General features: G+C 62.0%; 19 protein-coding genes. 15 read left to right on the top strand and 4 right to left on the bottom strand.

From position 1 onward, the window contains the following. The first annotated feature begins 263 nt into the window (after nt 1-263). The 7 genes from Q8X51_RS04220 to dacB all read left to right on the top strand — a co-directional run bounded on the left by Q8X51_RS04220 (nt 264) and on the right by dacB (nt 8,027). Entirely contained in the window at nt 264-1,073 is an 810-nt protein-coding gene (locus tag Q8X51_RS04220; protein WP_407693162.1) for a response regulator, read from the top strand. Between the two features lie 198 nt (nt 1,074-1,271). Further along, nucleotides 1,272-1,907 carry a response regulator transcription factor gene (locus tag Q8X51_RS04215; protein WP_065948977.1) on the top strand — a complete coding sequence of 212 codons (636 nt, stop codon included), beginning with the start codon at nt 1,272-1,274 and terminating at the stop codon, nt 1,905-1,907. A 93-nt stretch (nt 1,908-2,000) separates the two neighbouring features. Beyond that, the gene (locus tag Q8X51_RS04210; RefSeq protein WP_065948976.1) at nt 2,001-2,471 is read left to right on the top strand and encodes a nuclear transport factor 2 family protein; all 471 of its coding nucleotides are present in this window, start codon (nt 2,001-2,003) and stop codon (nt 2,469-2,471) included. A gap of 36 nt (nt 2,472-2,507) precedes the next feature. Beyond that, nucleotides 2,508-2,783, top strand: coding sequence for a GIY-YIG nuclease family protein (locus Q8X51_RS04205; RefSeq protein WP_065924326.1), 276 nt, complete (start codon nt 2,508-2,510; stop codon nt 2,781-2,783). A gap of 75 nt (nt 2,784-2,858) precedes the next feature. Continuing rightward, nucleotides 2,859-3,794 (top strand): glutathione S-transferase family protein, encoded by a 936-nt coding sequence (locus tag Q8X51_RS04200; RefSeq protein ID WP_065924210.1) that lies wholly within the window; start codon nt 2,859-2,861, stop codon nt 3,792-3,794. 109 nt (nt 3,795-3,903) lie between these two features. Then, nucleotides 3,904-6,321 carry a TonB-dependent siderophore receptor gene (locus Q8X51_RS04195; RefSeq protein WP_407693163.1) on the top strand — a complete coding sequence of 806 codons (2,418 nt, stop codon included), beginning with the start codon at nt 3,904-3,906 and terminating at the stop codon, nt 6,319-6,321. Between the two features lie 260 nt (nt 6,322-6,581). Beyond that, nucleotides 6,582-8,027 (top strand): D-alanyl-D-alanine carboxypeptidase/D-alanyl-D-alanine endopeptidase, encoded by a 1,446-nt coding sequence (gene dacB, locus Q8X51_RS04190; protein WP_323147130.1) that lies wholly within the window; start codon nt 6,582-6,584, stop codon nt 8,025-8,027. A gap of 1 nt (nt 8,028) precedes the next feature. Here the strand turns inward: dacB and Q8X51_RS04185 are convergent, their stop codons facing one another. Next, nucleotides 8,029-8,808 carry an IclR family transcriptional regulator gene (locus Q8X51_RS04185; protein ID WP_407693164.1) on the bottom strand — a complete coding sequence of 260 codons (780 nt, stop codon included), beginning with the start codon at nt 8,806-8,808 and terminating at the stop codon, nt 8,029-8,031. A 120-nt stretch (nt 8,809-8,928) separates the two neighbouring features. Here Q8X51_RS04185 and hmgA point away from each other — a divergent pair, with 120 nt between their 5' ends. The 4 genes from hmgA to Q8X51_RS04165 are packed head-to-tail and all read left to right on the top strand — an operon-like array spanning nt 8,929 to nt 13,573. Then, nucleotides 8,929-10,212: a homogentisate 1,2-dioxygenase gene (gene hmgA, locus Q8X51_RS04180; RefSeq protein WP_065924206.1), complete on the top strand. Its 1,284-nt coding sequence runs from the start codon at nt 8,929-8,931 to the stop codon at nt 10,210-10,212. A 3-nt stretch (nt 10,213-10,215) separates the two neighbouring features. Continuing rightward, nucleotides 10,216-11,502 carry a fumarylacetoacetase gene (fahA, locus tag Q8X51_RS04175; RefSeq protein ID WP_065924205.1) on the top strand — a complete coding sequence of 429 codons (1,287 nt, stop codon included), beginning with the start codon at nt 10,216-10,218 and terminating at the stop codon, nt 11,500-11,502. Between the two features lie 12 nt (nt 11,503-11,514). Next, on the top strand, nt 11,515-12,153 hold the full coding sequence (gene maiA / locus Q8X51_RS04170) for a maleylacetoacetate isomerase (protein WP_407693165.1): 639 nt from the start codon (nt 11,515-11,517) through the stop codon (nt 12,151-12,153). 49 nt (nt 12,154-12,202) lie between these two features. Further along, nucleotides 12,203-13,573, top strand: a complete 1,371-nt coding sequence (locus tag Q8X51_RS04165) for an MFS transporter (protein ID WP_407693166.1) — start codon at nt 12,203-12,205, stop codon at nt 13,571-13,573. A 172-nt stretch (nt 13,574-13,745) separates the two neighbouring features. Here the strand turns inward: Q8X51_RS04165 and Q8X51_RS04160 are convergent, their stop codons facing one another. Next, nucleotides 13,746-14,549 (bottom strand): SirB1 family protein, encoded by an 804-nt coding sequence (locus Q8X51_RS04160; RefSeq protein ID WP_065924202.1) that lies wholly within the window; start codon nt 14,547-14,549, stop codon nt 13,746-13,748. Nucleotides 14,550-14,734: 185 nt separating this feature from the next. Here Q8X51_RS04160 and Q8X51_RS04155 point away from each other — a divergent pair, with 185 nt between their 5' ends. Beyond that, nucleotides 14,735-15,754 carry a Leu/Phe/Val dehydrogenase gene (locus tag Q8X51_RS04155; protein ID WP_027604689.1) on the top strand — a complete coding sequence of 340 codons (1,020 nt, stop codon included), beginning with the start codon at nt 14,735-14,737 and terminating at the stop codon, nt 15,752-15,754. A 55-nt stretch (nt 15,755-15,809) separates the two neighbouring features. Here Q8X51_RS04155 and Q8X51_RS04150 read toward each other — a convergent pair whose 3' ends face one another. After that, entirely contained in the window at nt 15,810-16,070 is a 261-nt protein-coding gene (locus Q8X51_RS04150; RefSeq protein ID WP_012722374.1) for a YebG family protein, read from the bottom strand. 271 nt (nt 16,071-16,341) lie between these two features. Between Q8X51_RS04150 and Q8X51_RS04145 the strand changes: the two genes are divergently transcribed. The 3 genes from Q8X51_RS04145 (at nt 16,342) to Q8X51_RS04135 (ending at nt 17,578) form a co-directional block, all read left to right on the top strand. Then, nucleotides 16,342-16,602: a DUF6124 family protein gene (locus tag Q8X51_RS04145; protein WP_074843990.1), complete on the top strand. Its 261-nt coding sequence runs from the start codon at nt 16,342-16,344 to the stop codon at nt 16,600-16,602. A 184-nt stretch (nt 16,603-16,786) separates the two neighbouring features. Continuing rightward, nucleotides 16,787-17,077 carry a type II toxin-antitoxin system RelB family antitoxin gene (gene relB / locus Q8X51_RS04140; protein ID WP_083381312.1) on the top strand — a complete coding sequence of 97 codons (291 nt, stop codon included), beginning with the start codon at nt 16,787-16,789 and terminating at the stop codon, nt 17,075-17,077. A 12-nt stretch (nt 17,078-17,089) separates the two neighbouring features. Beyond that, nucleotides 17,090-17,578 carry a phosphate-starvation-inducible protein PsiE gene (locus Q8X51_RS04135; protein WP_027604688.1) on the top strand — a complete coding sequence of 163 codons (489 nt, stop codon included), beginning with the start codon at nt 17,090-17,092 and terminating at the stop codon, nt 17,576-17,578. On the opposite strand, the gene Q8X51_RS04130 is transcribed toward Q8X51_RS04135, so the two are convergent. Further along, nucleotides 17,575-17,892 (bottom strand): DUF3509 domain-containing protein, encoded by a 318-nt coding sequence (locus Q8X51_RS04130; RefSeq protein WP_065924197.1) that lies wholly within the window; start codon nt 17,890-17,892, stop codon nt 17,575-17,577. The genes Q8X51_RS04135 and Q8X51_RS04130 overlap by 4 nt on opposite strands. Nucleotides 17,893-18,072: the final 180 nt, after the last annotated feature.

Below are 18,072 nucleotides of genomic sequence, written 5' to 3'. Positions count from 1 at the left end.
ATGTAGCGAGGGGAGGGGCCGCGAGAAATACAACTTTTACGACAATGCCGAGGGGGCCTGAAAGTCAATCGGGTCCATGTCGGAATAGATGCGAGATCATGTAGGAAAATTGGTTTTTCGTAGTTGTTGCATCGTCTTAGAAGTGGTCATGAAGATATTTTAGTCTGGCGATGACGGTCATATGAGTGTGCTTAGGCGCATCTCTGACTCTTGCGCCAGCGCCAACCGGGCGCTGGCGAACCGATCGCAACACTGAGGTGACCATGGAGACTGGCGTATCGTTGAGCGCAGTGCTTTCCCGTGAATTGACTCCCTCGACCGCGCTGCCACCACACTGGCAGCATTTGAAGGTGCTGGTGGTGGAAGACCACTCCGCCTACCGCGCCTTGATGGGGTGGTTTCTGCATAAACTGGGGCTTGGCCATCAGCTGGCCGTCGATGGGCTGGACGGCCTCGCGGCGCTCGCCGAATACCCCTACGATCTGGTGATCAGCGACTGCCAGATGCCCGTCATGGACGGCTACAGCATGAGCCGGGCGATTCGACGGCGCGAATGCGCGAATGCGTCGGCACGCGTACCGATCATTGCCTTGACCGGCAACTTGGTAGACGACGATCCGCAACGTTGCCGCGAAGCAGGCATGGACGCCTGGCTGCTCAAACCATTGACCTTCGATCAACTGCGTGAGGTGCTGGCACTGTGGCTTCCCGGCCCGCCTGTTGCTGCACCGGTTTATCGGCTGTCAGCGCGTTGGCCAACCCGCGCCGGCCTGATTGATACCTTTGGAGATGCCCAAGTCGTGAGCCAGATGCTGGCCAGCCTGCTCTGTGAAGTCCAGGAGGACAGCGCTGCCCTGTTTCAAGCCCGGCTGGCCTTGGATGTCCCTTCGACTGTCGAACGCCTGCATCGCCTGGTGGGAAGCCTGGCGTTTCTCGGCATGGCTGAATTGGAGGTGCGAGGCATGAGCTTGATCGATCAAGTCCATGCTCAGGGCATCAGGCCGAGCACGCCTGCGTTGGAAGCCTTTGAGCGGGAGCTGCGTGACTACCTCACGTACTTGGGTTCCCTGTGAAGCCATTGCTGTTTGTAGGAAAAATAAAGCCTGAATTGCAGTCTATGGATGTAGGGTTTTTCTTTTTATTTTGTAGGCCTGCATAGAGCAGCTACGAAACGTTGATCGCAACGCAAACGCCTGGATTTAGACGGTTGTTGAGGGCCGCGGGCGAGGGTATTTTGCGCTGAATCAAGTTGCCATCATCTGTGGGTGTTTATGCTTCGCGTGATTATTGCTGACGACCATCCCATCGTGCGTATCGGGCAGCGAGTGGTGGTCGAGGCCAATGGCAGGTGCAAAGTGGTCGGCGAGGCCGATGGGCCTGACCAACTGCTGCGTTTGCTGGAAACGACCCCCTGTGACGTGCTGGTGACCGATTTCGCCATGCCGGGTGGCCAGCAGGCCGACGGGTATGGCTTGTTGAGCCTGTTGCACCGCCAGTACCCGACGTTGCCGGTGATTCTGGTCACGATGTTCGCCAACGTCGCCACGTTGCGCGCCTCTTTTGCCCATGGGGCCCAGGCGATTGTGGCCAAAAGTGCCTCGGCCAAAGAGTTGCCGCTGGCGATCAATTCGGTCAGCGCAGGCCAGACCTTTGTCAGTGAGTGCTTGCGGGTGCAATTGATACAGGCTGGAACCGGCGACCAGTCGCAACAGCCACAGTTGTCGGGCAAGGAACGGGAGGTGGTGCGCATGCTGGCCAGTGGGCTGACGGTCAGCCAGATCGCCGCTCGGGTCAATCGCAGCATCTCGACCATCAGCAAGCAGAAAAGTACGGCGATGCAGCGTCTGTGCATCTCTACCGATGTCGACTTGTTCGCCTATGCCCGCAGTTGCGGCATGGTGCCGTAGGTGCACCGGCATTCGCCGGATAAATGCCGATAGTGTTCAACCGCGCCAGGGCTTATCGTACCGAGCCCTGAACCTGATGGATGGAAGCTGCCCATGAGTGACGCCCACACCGCGCTGATCACCACGTTCTACAGTGCGTTTCAACGGCTGGATGCCGAGGCCATGAGTGCCTGCTACACCGAGGATGTACTGTTCAGCGACCCGGCTTTCGGCGAGTTGCGCGGGCGCGATGCCGGCGACATGTGGCGCATGCTGACCACGCGGGCCAAGGATTTTTCGCTGACGTTCGACCAGGTTCGCAGCGATGACACCACGGGCAGTGCCCATTGGGTGGCGACTTACCTGTTCAGCCAGACCGGCAATGTTGTGGTCAACGATATCCAGGCGCGTTTTGTGTTTCGTGACGGCAAGATCTGCGAGCACCACGATCACTTCGACCTGTGGCGTTGGTCGCGCCAGGCATTGGGCACCAAGGGCCTGCTGCTGGGCTGGACGCCGCTGGTGAAAAACGCCGTGCGCGCCCAGGCGAACAAAGGCTTGAAGGCATTCCAGGCCAGTCGTTGATAAGCTTGGTGCTCCTCTGGTGTGTTGAAGCTTGCCGTGACTGATCCCGCTGAACCCAAACCCTGGTACGTCTACCTGGTGCGCGCCGCCAACGGCGCGCTGTATTGCGGCATCAGCAATGACCCGCTGCGCCGGTTCGCCTCGCACCAGAGCGGCAAAGGCGCGCGGTTTTTCCTGAGCAGCCCGGCGGTGGCGCTGGTGTATACGGAGCAATGCGCGAGCAAGGGCGAGGCGCTGCGCCAGGAGCGGTTGATCAAGAAACTGAAGAAGAGCGCCAAGGAATGTCTGGCGGCGCAGGGCTCATTGATCTGACTGATAGGCTCCCATCACGCCACCAGAGCCGGTTGCACGCTAAGCTGCGGGTTCATTTACCCCGTGGACCCCAGCATGCCTGAGCTAATCCTGCACCACTACCCAACGTCTCCTTTCGCGGAAAAAGCTCGGCTGCTGCTGGGCTTCAAAGGTTTGTCCTGGCATTCGGTGCATATCTCGCCGGTGATGCCCAAGCCAGACCTGACAGCCCTCACCGGCGGCTACCGTAAAACCCCAGTGCTGCAAGTGGGCGCCGATATCTACTGCGACACCGCCTTGATCGCCCGCCGCCTGGAGCAGGAAAAAACCGCGCCCGCGCTGTTCCCGCTCGGCCAGGAAATGATCACCCAAACCTTTGCTACCTGGGCCGACAGCGTGGTGTTTGCCCACGCGGTGAGCCTGGTGTTTCAGCCGGAATCGGTGGCGGTGCGCTTCGGCAAACTGCCGCCGGAAGCGATCAAGGCGTTTCTCGCCGACCGCGCCGCGCTGTTCAGCGGCGGCACCGCGAGCAAGTTGCCAGCCGAACTGGCCAAGCACCAATGGCCAGCGATCATGGCGCGCCTGGAGCAGCAATTGCAGCGCGAGGCCGGGGACTTCCTGTTTGGCGAGCCGTCGATTGCCGACTTTGCCCTGGCCCACCCGTTGTGGTTCCTCAAGGCCACGCCGGTGACTGCGCCGTTGGTGGATGCTTATCCGGCTGTGTCTGCATGGCTGGGCCGCGTGCTCGGTTTCGGCCACGGCACGTCCAGCCAGATGACGGCCGAGCAGGCCTTGGAGATTGCGCGCGACGCCACACCGGCAGCGTTGCCGGACGAAGTGTTCGAGGACTTGAATGGCTTTAAGGCCGGCCAGCAGGTGAGCATCAGCGCCATCGACTACGGCGTCGACCCGGTCGCCGGCGAATTGCTGTTTGCCGGGCGCGAAGAACTGATCCTGCGCCGTACCGACCCACGCGCCGGCACCGTGCACGTGCACTTCCCGCGCTTTGGTTTTCGCCTTCAGGCGCACTAACTGAAAATATTTGCAAATAAACGTGAGGTAAACCGGCGGCCCATCCGTGTAGTGCTTGAAACTGCGATCTATTCGCATTAACTGCGTTTTCTACACGGGTTCTCACAGCATGAAGTCGACGGCGGGCGGTTTGGTTAAACAGTGGCTGGGAGCCTCGGTACTGGCGGTATCGGGGCTGGCCTTGCTGCCCCTGTGTGTGGCACAGGCGCAGGAGCAGCAAAGCGCCCAGTTCAAGTTTGCCCTGGCTGCCAAACCGCTGCCCCAGGCCCTGAGTGATTTCAGCCGGGTCACCGGTATCAGTGTGATCTACACCGATGAAGCGCCCTACGGCCTCAGCGCCCCGGCGGTCAGCGGGCAGATGAGCGCGACGCAGGCCTTGCAACGCCTGCTGGGCAACTCCGGGTTCACCTTCCGCCAGATCGACGCCCGCACCCTGGCGCTTGAGCCGCTGCCGACCGACGGCGCGGTCAACCTCGGCGCTACCACCATCAGTGGCATCGGCCAACCCCAGGACAGCACCAGCTACCAGCCGCCGCCCACCAGCTCGGTGATGCGCTCCCGTGCCTTGCTGCTGGAAACCCCGCAGACCGTCAACGTGGTCCCCGCCCAAGTGCTGCGCGACCAGACCCCGCGCAATCTGGATGACGCCCTGGGCAACATCAGCGGCATCACCCAGGCCAACACCCTGGCCAGCACCCAGGACGCGGTGATGCTGCGCGGCTTTGGCGACAACCGTAACGGCTCGATCATGCGCGACGGCATGCCGGTGGTGCAGGGCCGTGCGTTGAACGCCACGGCGGAGCGTGTCGAAGTGCTCAAGGGCCCGTCCTCGCTGCTGTATGGCATCCAGGACCCGGGCGGCGTGGTGAATATCGTCAGCAAAAAGCCCGAGCTGACCCAATCCACAGCCCTGACCGTGCGCGGCTCCACCTTCGGCAACGGCAAGAACGGCAGCGGTGGCAGCCTCGACACCACCGGGCCGATCGGTGACTCGGGCCTGGCCTATCGCCTGATCGTCGACCATGAAGACGAAGACTACTGGCGCAATTTCGGCACCCACCGCGAGTCGCTGGTGGCGCCGTCCCTGGCCTGGTACGGCGATTCAACCAAGTTGTTGTTCGCCTACGAACACCGCGAATTTCTCTCGCCGTTCGACCGCGGCACCGCCATCGACAAGTCCAACCACCCGCTGGACATCCCGGCCACTCGCCGTCTGGACGAGCCGTTCAACAACATGGAAGGGCGTTCCGACCTGTACCGCTTTGAAGCCGACCACGACTTGAACGACGACTGGAAAGCCCATTTCGGCTACAGCTGGAACCGTGAGACCTATGATGCCAGCCAGGTGCGTGTCAGCGCGGTAAATACCAACGGCACCCTGACCCGCAAGATGGACGGCACCAAAGGTGCGATCACCACCGACCGTTTCGCCACGGCCAGCCTGGAAGGCAAGGTCAATGTGCTGGGCATGCAGCATGACCTGGTGTTCGGCCTGGACGACGAGTACCGCAAGATCTACCGCGCCGACCTGATTCGCCAGAACTCGCGCGGTACGTTCAACTACAACAACCCGGTGTACGGCAACGAAGTCGCGGGCACTACCGTCAGCGCCGCCGACAGCGCCCAGACCGACCTGTTGCGCAGCGACTCGCTGTTCTTCCAGGACGCGATTCACCTGACCGACCAGTGGATCTTTGTGGCCGGTGCGCGCTATCAGATGTATGACCAGTACGCCGGCAAGGGCGTGCCGTTCAAGGCCAACACCGACGGCAACGGCCAGGCCTGGGTGCCGCGTGCCGGCCTGGTGTATCGCTACACCGATGAGTTGTCGTTCTACGGCAGCTACACCGAGTCGTTCAAACCCAACTCCACCATCGCCGCCTTGGCCGATGGCAGCACGTTGACCGGTGACCTCACGCCGGAGGAATCCAAGTCGTGGGAGCTGGGCGCCAAGCTCGACATCCCCGGGCGCATCACCGCCAGCGCAGCGTTGTTCACTATCGACAAGCGCAATGTGTTGGTGTCGGTGGGCTCCGGCGCCAACACCATCTACAGCATCGCAGGGCAGGTGCGTTCCCGTGGCCTGGAACTGGACGCCAGCGGCCAGTTGACCGACAAGTGGAGCCTGATCGGCAGCTACGCCTTCACCGACGCCGAAGACATCAAGGACAAGGACCCGACGCTGGAAGGCAACCGCCTGCAAAACGTGGCCAAGCACACCGGCTCGCTGTCGGTGGCCTACGACTTCGGTAGCATCTTCGGTGGCGACCAATTGCGCGTGGGCACCGGTGCGCGCTATGTCGGCGAGCGCGCAGGCGACGCCGCCAACGACTTCAACCTGCCGGGCTACACCGTGGCTGACGCCTTCGCCACCTACGACACCAGGATCGACGGGCAGAAGGTCAAGTTCCAGGTCAACGTGAAAAACCTGTTCGACCGCGTTTACTACACCTCGGCGGCCAGTCGCTTGTTTGTGTCCATGGGCGATGCGCGGCAGGTATCGGTGTCCAGCACCCTGGAGTTCTAAAACCTGGCGAGCTCCCTATGGCAAGTGTGCTCCTTGTTGTGGGCAGGCTTCCTCTGGTGAGCGGGCTTCTTGTGGTGAGCGGGCTTGCCCCGCGTTGGGCTGCGAAGCAGCCCCAAAACAGACTCCATGGTGTTCCTGAAAGAACGCGACGGCATCATTAAGGGCGGCTTCGCCACCCAACGCGGGGCAAGCCCGCTCGCCACAAAGGTACGGAGCTGTTAGCGTTGCGGCCATTAATGGCTTTGCGGAACACAGTACTGATGCACTTTGGACGATGGCTGCACCTGCTGTGCCTGAGCGTTTTACTGGGCGGCTGCGCGAGTGTTTCGCAGCCTTCCACGCCTTCAACCCTGGATCAGCTGTTGGCCGATCCTGTCCTCAACGGCGCCACGGTTTCTATCATGGTGCGCGACGCCCGCAGCGGCAGTACCCTCTATCAGCACAACCCGCGCACCCGTCTGATTCCGGCTTCCAACCTTAAGTTGCTCACCACCGCTGCGGCGATGGATGTGCTGGGGCCGCAATACCGTTTTTCCACCCAGCTGTTGAGCAACGGCACCCGGCAAGGCGAGCGCCTGGCCGGCAACCTGTACCTGCGCGGCCTCGGCGACCCGACCACGCAGTTCGTCGACTACCAGGCATTGGCCGCCCAGTTGGCGAGCCGGGGCGTGCGCCAGGTACAAGGCGACCTGGTTTTCGACGACACCTGGTTCGACGCCGAGCGCCTGGGCGTGGATTGGGCGCAAGACGATGAAAGCACCTACTACGGCGCGCAGATTTCGGCATTGACGGTGTCTCCCAATGCGGATTTTGACGCGGGCACCTTGCTTGTCACCGCGAAGGCGCCCGTCGCGCTCGGCCAGCCAGTAAGCGTGATGCTGAGCCCGTCCACCGACTACGTGCAACTGAGCAACCGTGCCGTCAGCGGCCCCGGCAACAGCTACGCCATTACCCGCCAGCACGGTACCAACCTGCTGCAACTCAGCGGCGCGCTCGCCCCGGGCAAGCAAAGTCGGCAGTGGGTGAGTGTGTGGGAACCGACGCAACTGGTGGCCAATCTGTTTGAGCAGGCCTTGGCGCAGCAGGGCATCCAGGTGCTGGGCCGGCGCGTGATCGGCGGCGCCAGCCCCGCGACGGCGACAGTGTTGGCGGAGCATCAATCGGCGCCGTTACAGGACTTGATCACACCGCTGCTCAAGCTCTCGAACAACAACATGTCCGAAGCGTTGCTCAAGGCCATGGGCCGCAAAACGGCCAACGCGGGTACGGCTGCGGCGGGCGTGGTAGCGGTAGCGGCGTTCATGCAGCGCCAGGGCCTGGACCCGGCGACGCTCAGCCAGGTGGATGGCTCAGGTTTGTCGCGGCGCAACCTGGTGTCGGCGCAGAACCTGACGGACCTGCTGCTGGTCACCGCCAAGCAACCCTGGTTCGACGCCTGGTACAACGCCTTGCCGATTGCCGGCAATGCCGACCGTATGACCGGCGGCAGCCTGCGTTATCGACTGCGCGGGACGGCTGCGGAAAACAACCTGCACGCCAAGACCGGCTCCATGGCCGGCGTATCATCGCTGAGCGGCTATATCACCGATGCCGAGGGACGGCGCCTGGTGTTTTCGATGATCAGTAATAACTACGTCAGCGACGCAGCCCCTGTCCGCGCCCTCGAGAACCGCATGGCGTTGGCGCTGGCCCAGTGGCACGACTAGCTCAGGGCTGGTAGCCCATCCGCCAACTCACGGCCTGGGTCGCCGCCAGCAAACGCTGCGCCGCCGGGCCATCTTCGTCGGCGTGGAACAGCGAGGTGGGGCCGACCACGGTCATCACCGCTGCCACTTGCCCGACCGCGTTGAACACCGGCGCCGACAACGCATCCACCCCCGGCATCAGCAGGCCATGCACAAAGTGCAGGCCACGGTTGCGGATTTGTTCGCAGGTGGTGGCGTAGGCCTGGTCGTCGGCGAGGGCATGGGCGGTGCCGGCCTGGATTTCACGCTCACGCAACTCGACGGTTTCCCGCGACGGCAGGAAGGCACTGAACACCAGCCCGGTGGACGAACTGAGCAGGGGCAACACCGACCCCAATTGCGTCACCACCGTCACCGCGCGTACTGCCGGTTCGATCTGCACCACCGTCGCGCCCTGGTTGCCCCATACCGCCAGGAAGCAGGTTTCATTCAACTCGTCGCGCAGCTCTGCCAGGGGCATCGCGCCGACTTTCAGCACGTCCATGCTGCCCAGTGCGGCCAGGCCCACGCGCAATGCTTCGCGCCCCAGGCCGTAATGGTTGGTGGCGGCGTTCTGTTCGGCAAAACCCGAGGCGATCAGCGCCTGTAAATAACGATGCACCTTGCTCGCCGGCATCTGCACATGATCGGCCAGCCGCGACAACGACGTGGAGGGCGACAGTTCGGCCAGGGCCTTGAGGATGTCGGTGCCCACTTCGGCCGAGCGGACTTTCTGTTTACCGGTGTCGCGGGGCTTTTCCATGGAGGGGCGAGAATCCGAGAGATGAATGGGCGTCTTTATAGCTTGACGGTCGATAGTGATCAAATTACGTTATGCGTAACTGGATTACGATAAAAACAACTTCCGCCTTGAGGATGATCCATGAACCTCGAATACCTGTCGGGCTTCGGCAATGAATTCGCCAGCGAAGCCCTGCCCGGCGCCTTGCCGGTCGGCCAGAACTCTCCGCAAAAAGCACCCTACGGGCTGTATACCGAACTGTTTTCCGGCACCGCCTTCACCATGGTGCGCAGCGAAGCCCGCCGCACCTGGCTGTACCGCATCCAGCCATCGGCCAATCACCCGGCGTTCGTCAAGCTGGAGCGGCAGCTGGCCGGCGGCCCGTTGGGGACGGTGACGCCCAATCGCCTGCGTTGGAACCCGTTGGATATTCCGAGTGAGCCGACGGACTTTATCGACGGCCTGGTCGGCATGGTGGCCAACTCAGGGGCGGAAAAACCCTCAGGCATCAGCATCTACACCTACCGCGCCAACCGCTCGATGGACCGCGTGTTCTTCAATGCCGACGGCGAACTGTTGATCGTGCCCGAGCAGGGCCGCCTGCGCATCGCCACCGAACTGGGGGTGCTGGACGTCGAGCCGCTGGACATTGTCGTGTTGCCCCGTGGCCTCAAATTTCGTGTCGAACTGCTGGATGCACAGGCGCGCGGTTACGTCGCCGAAAACCATGGCGCGCCGCTGCGCCTGCCGGACCTGGGGCCTATCGGCAGCAACGGCCTGGCCAATCCGCGTGACTTCCTCACCCCGGTGGCCCACTACGAAGACCTCAGGCAACCGACCACGCTGGTGCAGAAATTCCTCGGTGAACTGTGGGCGTGCGAGCTGGACCATTCACCACTGAACGTGGTGGCCTGGCACGGCAATAACGTGCCGTACAAATACGACCTGGGCCGCTTCAACACCCTTGGCACCGTGAGTTTCGATCATCCCGATCCGTCGATCTTCACCGTATTGACATCGCCCACCAGCGTGCACGGCCTGGCCAACCTCGACTTCGTGATCTTCCCGCCGCGCTGGATGGTGGCCGAGAACACCTTCCGTCCGCCGTGGTTCCACCGCAACCTGATGAACGAGTACATGGGCCTGATCCAGGGCGCCTACGACGCCAAGGCCGAAGGCTTCCTGCCCGGTGGCGCGTCGCTGCACAGCTGCATGAGCGCCCACGGCCCGGACGGCGAGACCTGCACCAAGGCCATCAACGTGGACCTGGCACCGCACAAGATCGATAACACCATGGCCTTCATGTTCGAGACCAGCCAAGTGCTGCGTCCCACTCAGTTCGCCCTGGAGTGCCCGCAACTGCAACCTTCCTATGACGCGTGCTGGGCCTCGTTGCCCGTCACCTTCAACCCGAACCGGAGATAACCCATGACGCAGCCAACCCCTACCCGCAGTTGGGTAGCCTCCGCCAATGGTCACCGTGATTTCCCCCTGCAAAACCTGCCGCTGGGTGTGTTCAGCATCAACGGCTCGGTGCCGCGCAGTGGCGTGGCGATTGGCGACGCGATCCTCGACCTGCACGCCGCCGTGGATGAGTTTGAAGGCGAAGCCCGCCGCGCCGTTGATGCGACTGCGGGCGGCCAGTTGAACGCCTTTTTCGAGCTGGGCCGTGGCCCGCGCGTGGCCTTGCGCGAGCGCCTCCTGGAGCTGCTCGCCGAGGGCAGCAAGCTGCAGGCCCGTGAAGCGCAGGTGCTGCACCGCGCCGCCGATTGCCAGATGCACCTGCCGGCGAAGATCAACGACTACACCGACTTCTACGTCGGCATCGAGCACGCGCAAAACGTCGGCAAACTGTTCCGCCCGGATAACCCGCTGTTGCCGAACTACAAGTACGTGCCGATCGGTTATCACGGCCGCGCCTCGACCATTCGCCCCTCGGGTGCTGACGTCCGTCGTCCCAAAGGCCAGACCTTGCCGGCCGGCCAGACCGAACCAAGCTTCGGCCCCTGCGCGCGCCTGGACTACGAACTCGAGCTGGGCATCTGGATCGGCCAGGGCAACGCCATCGGCGACTCGATTGCCATCGGCGATGCAGCCGAGCATATCGCCGGTTTCTGCCTGCTCAATGACTGGTCGGCGCGGGACATCCAGGCCTGGGAATATCAGCCGCTGGGCCCGTTCCTGTCCAAGAGCTTCATCACCAGCATTTCACCGTGGGTGGTCACGGCCGAAGCCCTGGAACCGTTCCGCAAAGCACAGCCGGCGCGGCCCGAAGGCGATCCGCAGCCACTGCCGTACCTGCTGGATAAGCGTGACCAGGCCGCTGGCGCCTTGGATATCGAACTTGAGGTGCTGTTGACCACCGCCGCCATGCGCGAACAGAACCTGCCGGCCCATCGCCTGGCCCTGAGCAACAGCCTGCATATGTACTGGACCGTCGCGCAATTGGTGGCGCACCACAGCGTCAACGGCTGCCAATTGCAGGCCGGCGACCTGTTTGGTTCGGGGACGTTGTCGGGTCCTGAGGCCGGGCAGTTCGGCAGCCTGCTGGAGATGACCGAAGGCGGCAAGAAGGTCATCGAGCTGCCTTCCGGCGAAGTGCGCCGGTTCCTGGAGGATGGCGATGAAGTCATCCTGCGCGCCCGCTGCAACCGTGAAGGCTTCGCCTCCATCGGCTTCGGCGAATGCCGTGGCACTGTGGTCTCGGCGCGCTAGGAGGGCAGGGCGATGGAACTCTATACCTACTACCGCTCTACGGCGTCCTACCGGGTGCGCATCGCCCTTGCGCTCAAGGGCCTGGTTTTCACTGCGGTGCCCGTCAACCTGCTGGTGCCGGCGGGTGGCGCCAATCGCCAGCCCGAATACCTGGCCATCAACCCCCAAGGTCGCGTTCCGGCCTTGCGCACCGATGACGGCGAGCTGCTGATTCAGTCCGCGGCGATCATTGAATACCTGGACGAACGTTATCCACAGGCGCCGCTGCTTTCCAAGGACATGGCCACCCGTGCCCATGAACGCGCAGTGGCGTCGATCATCGGCTGCGATATTCACCCGCTGCACAACTCCAGCACCCAGAACCTGTTGCGTCAGTGGGGACATGACGAGGCGCAGGTGCTGGAGTGGATCGGGCATTGGATCAGCCAGGGGCTGGGTGCGGTGGAACAGTTGATTGGCGATAAGGGCTATTGCTTCGGCGAGCAGCCGGGGATGGCCGATGCCTTCCTGATTCCCCAACTGTATGCGGCGGAGCGCTTCAAGGTGCCGTTGGGGGCGTATCCACGCATCGGCAGGGTGGCGGCGTTGGCGGCGCAGCATCCGGCATTTATCCAGGCCCATCCGGCCAATCAACCCGACACTCCTGAGTGATCGTGCCCACGCAGAGCGTGAGCACAATAATAAAAACAGGTACCTTGCGATGCACAATCAGATTGCCAGCTTTCGCGCGGCACTCGATGCCCGTCCGGTGTCGCGCTACCAGTGGTTGATTCTCCTGTTGCTGGCCTTGTTGCTGGTAACCGATGGCTACGATGCCCAGGTGCTGGGTTATGTGGTGCCGGCGCTGGCGTCGGATTGGGGGCTGGAAAAGGCCGCGTTCGGACCGGTGTTCAGTGCCAACCTGCTGGGGCTGACCGTGGGCTCGTTGCTGGTGACACCCCTGGCCGACCGCTTTGGCGTACGCCGCATCCTGCTGGGCTGCGTGCTGATCTATGCCAGCCTCACGGTGTTGATGATCTTCGCCAGCTCGCTGACAACGCTGATGGCGGCGCGCTTTATTTGCGGTATCGGCATGGGCGGCGCGATGCCCAGTGCCATGGCGTTGATGTCGGACTATTCCCCGCCACGTTTGCGCACCTTGATGGTGACGTTGGCGGCGTGCGGTTTCTCGTTCGGCGGCGCAGCCGGTGGGTTTGTGGCCGCAGGATTTATCGACGGCTTTGGCTGGCAGGCGGTGTTTCTTGCCGGCGGCGTGACGCCGTTGCTGCTGTTCCCTTTCCTGGTGTGGCTGCTGCCGGAATCCCTGCCGCGCCTGCTGCGCGATGCGCCGCCGTATGCACGCTTGCATAAGGTCACCGCGCGCATGTTGCCTGGGTGGCGTGCGCCGCTGGCGGGCGAGGAAGAAAACCGCCACGAGCAGGGCAGCCCGTTGACGGTGGTGGAGCTGTTTCGCCATGGCTATGCACGCCCGACCGTGCTGATCTGGGCGACCTTCTTTGTCAGCCTGATCCTGCTGTATTTCATGATCAGCTGGTTGCCGTCGCTGCTGCTGGAAAGTGGCCTGGCGTTGAGTGAAGCCAACCTGGTGACCTCGATGTTCCTGTTCGCCGGCACCTTGGGTGCCATCGGCATGGCCTGGTTTGCCGATCGATTGAAGCACAAGGTGCGGCTGTTGTCCGGCGTGCTGGCGGCAGCGGCGGTGTGTACCGTGCTGCTGGGGCTGAACCACGACAATCCGCGCTATCTGGTGGCCTGTGTGTTTGCCGCCGGGTTTTGCATCATCGGCGGGCAACTGACCCTTAATGCTTTCGCCAGCAATTTTTATCCGGCGCATGTACGCGCCACTGGTACGGGTTGGGCATTGGGTGTAGGGCGCTTCGGCTCGATCCTGGGCCCGTTGCTGGGCAGCATGCTGCTGGCGATGCATATTCCGGTGCAGCAGATTTTCTTCTTCTGCGCGATTCCGGCGGTGATCGCGGTGTTGTTGATCATTCAAGTGCGCTCGCCCGCGCCTGACGCGCCGAAGAGCTCTTTGCACGGCGATATCCTCAAGGTACCGGCCAATCACTGAAGATGTTGCATCTACATCGAGCAGGATCACTGTGGTGAGCGGGCTTGCCCCGCGCTGGGCTGCGTAGCGGCCCTAAAAATCGTGGGAGCGCTTCGCACTCCAGCGCGGGGCAAGCCCGCTCACCACAGAAGGCCGCTCACCACAGGGAAATAGGCGCTTGAGAGCAGTGGGTTCAATGCACCACGGAGTTGGGCGGCAGGTGCCCCAGGCGTTCAGTCAGGCGCAGGCGTTGGATTGGGTCTTCGCTGAGCATCAGCGCGTGTTCAAGGTCGAAGCGCTCGGCGTTGGGGCAGTCCAGGCGTTGATACAGGCTGGCCCGTGCGAGGTAATCGGCAGCGCTGGCATTGCCCAGTTCCAGCACGCGCTCGGCGTCGATCAGCGCGGCCAGGGGGTTGTCATTGGCCAGGTGCAACTGGCGCAGGTTGCGGGACAGCCGTTGCAGGATCGAACGGGGTTCGGCGGTGTGCAAGTGGTCGACCTGCAACTTGAGGTTGGGGCCATACTGGCGTTGCAGCAGCTCGCGGCAATCGTTGGGGTACAGGCGTCGTCCGCCGCAGGGGTCCAGCAGGTGATCGGCACCGGGCACCCGCAGCAGGAAGTGGCCGGGAAAGTTGACGCCGACCATGGGAATGCCCAGGCGTCGCGCCAGCTCCATGGCAATCAACCCCATGGCCAGGGGCTGCCCGCGTTTGCGTTGCAACACCTTGTCCAGCAGGGCGGCGGCGGGGCGCAGCGGGGTGAAGTCATCCTGGGCGAAGCCGAGGTCATTCATGCGTCGCAGCAAGGGTTGGCCCAGTTCATCCGCCGGCAGCAGGGGCATGCCCAGGCTGACCTGTTGCTCGAGCAGTTTCAGGTCCTGCATGATCAACGCCGGTTGCACCGCCGGGTCATGCTCGGCGGCGATCCACAGCGCGGCTTCAAACAGCGCGGGGGGCGAACGTTCCAGGCAGGCGAAAAAAGCGTGACGGGGATTCATTGCATTCTCCGGCGAATGCCCCCGTTTTAGCCTTGCTGGGAATTTTCGTCCAGTGGCTTAAGAAATATCCTATCCGCTTATGTCACAAGACCTACAAAACCGGACGGCTTATTCCAGCGCACTTCGGCAGTTTTCTGCCGCAAGCCTATACTTGGCGACACAAGAAGTGATTCGGGAGCTCGACGATGTTTGCTCTCATGCACAGCACCCGCCTTGAATCGCTGCACCTGAGCATCGACCCGGTGACGGGGTTGAAGGCGGTCATAGCCATCCACAACAGCCGCCTGGGCCCTGCCTTGGGCGGCTGCCGCTACCTCGCTTACCCCGACGACGAAAGCGCCGTGGCAGATGCCGCGCGCCTGGCCCAAGGCATGAGCTACAAAGCCGCCCTGGCCGGGTTGCCGGTGGGTGGCGGTACGGCAGTGATCCTGCGCCCCGCCCATGTGGAAAACCGTGCGGCGCTGTTTGAAGCCTTCGGTCGTTGCATCGAGCAACTCGACGGTCGCTACATCACCGCCACCGACAGCGGCACCTCGGTCGCCGATATGGACTGCATCGCCCAGCACACTCGCTTCGTTACCAGCACCACCGCCGCCGGCGACCCTTCGCCCCATGCCGCCATGGGCGTGTTCGCCGGTATCCGCACCACCGCCATGGCCCGCCTGGGCAGCGACAACCTCGAAGGCTTGCGCGTGGCCATCCAGGGCCTGGGCAACGTGGGCTTCGCCCTGGCCGAACAACTGCACGCCGCCGGCGCCGAGCTGCTGGTCAGCGACATCGACCACGGCAAGGTGCAGCTGGCCATGGAACAGCTCGGCGCGCATCCCATCGCCAACGACGCCTTGCTCAGCACCCCGTGCGACATCCTCGCACCCTGCGGCCTGGGCGCCGTGTTCAACCGCCAGAGCGTCGGCCAGCTCCGCTGCGCCGCCGTGGCAGGCTCCGCCAGCGCACAACTGACCAACCTGCAAGTGGCCGACCAACTCGAAGGCCGCGGCATCCTCTACGCCCCGGACTATGTGATCAATTCCGGCGGCCTGATCTACGTCGCGCTCAAGCACAGCGGCGCCGAGCTGCCTACCATCACCGCGCACCTGTCCAATATCGGCACGCGCCTGACGGAAATATTCGCCCACGCCCAGGCCGAAAAACGCTCACCCGCACGGGTCGCGGACGAACTGGCCGAGCGATTGCTCTACAAATAGACCACGCATTAAAAAGGCCCTGAATCCATGATTCAGGGCCTGTTCAATTCGGGCTTTATTCCGCCGGCGCGTTCAGCAACTCGGACAACGCGTCCGGTTGGCTCTTGAAGGCCTTGGCAAATACATCGCGATTCTTCGCCATGTAGATCCCGGCTTCCTCCACCTGCTGTTCGCTCAGGGACGGCACGGCTTTTTGCAACACTTCTGCTAGCAACTCAGCGAGTTCAAGCATCTTGTCATGACGGTCAGCTTCGGCTTTATCCATGAACAAACGCTCCAGATCTCGGCTGCTGCGGTATACCACTTCGACGGCCATTCACCACCTCACATGCCTTCACGATAGTTGTCTTTTGCGACTACTGTATTTATATACAGCTAAAAGGGTAAGCCAAACCGTGGGGTTTGGGTAGCAGTTTTTTAATGTAGCCGGGAAAGAGGGGGTTACTACAACGGAAATTTCTGACAACACGCTGAGGTTGCCGGGTAATCCTACGCCGGCTTACCTTTTCCGGGTCCTGATTGTGCAGGGCCGAGCTTGGCGGCTTGAATTTAAGGGAACCTATCCAGTTAACCAGCGGAGTTGCACCATGGGAAAAAATCCTCCCCGTGATACCGATTATTTGAGTCCTGAGCCGCCTGTCACGCTTTTCAACGTAACGCCCAACGCAGACAAAGAAACTCTACTGGCCCATGCCAGCGAAACGTTAAACAGCGTCCGTGAAATGGCCAGTACGCTGGCATTTGATCTTGATGGGCCACAGCGAAGCCTGGTTTTGGCGATTCACCAGTTGGTGGAAATGAGCGGTCTGCTGGTCGACCGGGCACTGGAGCAAGTCGCACCTGCCTGAGGACTCACCAATACCTTTGCCTAGCGAGCCTGTTGTGGCGAGCGAGCTTGCTCGCGTTGGGCTGCGCAGCAGCCCCGAGTCAGGCGAAGGTGTTCTTCCAGATAAATCTCGGTGACAGGTTGGGGGGAGCTTCGCACCCCAACGCGAGCAAGCTCGCTCGCCACAGATATAGGCGTTCATACCTTTGAAAAGTGAATTTCCTGAAATTGCGCAAGGCATTGATTCCGAAGCGTCCTACGACCTTTGGTTTCGGACCAAAGTGCAAGAAGCTTTGGATGACCCTCGCCCTGGAGTCGCTCATGAACAAGTCATGAGCGAAATGAACGCACTGATCAAGGCCAAGCTTTTAACCCCTCCCCCCCGAATAAGTGCCTCATATCAAGCGGCCACCATCTCACTTCCCGCCTCTGGCCTTTTTTCTGCATGCAGAACAACCGTCACGTCCAACCCGCATTATCCGGTCGAACCGACCTAAGGAAGCACCATCGTGAAATTTAATTGGGCCGAAAAGCTGCGCCATCAAGTCCATGGGCTGGCCGAGTCCCTGGGGAACCTGTTTGTCGAGTCGTTCCATTACCTGGCGTTGTTCGCCATCGGTGCGGTGACCGCCTGGGCAGCGGTGATGGAATTCCTGGGGATGCTGGAGAACGGGCACATCAAGATCGATGACATCCTGCTGCTGTTCATCTACCTGGAATTGGGCGCGATGGTCGGGATTTACTTCAAGACCAACCACATGCCGGTGCGTTTCCTGATCTACGTGGCGATCACCGCGCTCACGCGGCTGTTGATCTCCAATGTGTCCCACCACAACCCGCCCGACCTCGGCATCATCTACCTGTGCGGTGGGATTCTGCTGTTGGCGTTTGCGATTCTGGTGGTGCGCTACGCGTCGTCGGCGTTCCCGTCGGTGAAGGTCGAAGGCCCGCGTCGCAAGGGCGAGGCGAGCCTGGAAACCGAGAAGGGTGAGCTTTAAAGCCCGACGCTGAAGGGCAGGGGGCGGGTCGGTGGCCGCTGCAGCAGTTTGTGGCTGTCGCCGTCCGTCATCACCGCCAGGATCTCCATGGCGCTGTGGCCCTGCTCGATGGCGATGCCGAATTGAATGCTTTGCACCAGGCGTTTGAGCCGTTGCGGGTCGTTGCGTTGTTCGGCGCTGATCATGCGTTTGGCCACTACGCCCGTCTCATCCGAGAGGGTGAGCATGATGCTGCCGTCGAGCCGTTGGATGCTCAGGTTGACGCGGTATTTTGGGGTGAAGGTGTCGGTGATGATCTGAAAAGGATTGTCCATGGTGCGTTACCGCCTGATAAGAACATGCAGTCATTGACGACCGGTGTCGTGATTAGTTCGCGTTGCCTGACCACCGGCCACTCCGTCGCTGAGGTTGTACAAATTCCGTTTACCTCATGAGCTGTACAGCAAAGGGCGTGCCGTACAGCGAGCTGTCAAACAATGAGCTCCTTATGTGGG

The sequence above is a fragment of the Pseudomonas sp. Yb2C2 genome (genome assembly GCF_052112325.1).
In the GTDB taxonomy this organism is placed as follows: Bacteria; Pseudomonadota; Gammaproteobacteria; order Pseudomonadales; family Pseudomonadaceae; genus Aquipseudomonas; species Aquipseudomonas marginalis.
The sequence above is the reverse complement of the archived record's forward strand: the minus strand, read 5'-3'. Positions and strand labels throughout refer to the sequence as shown.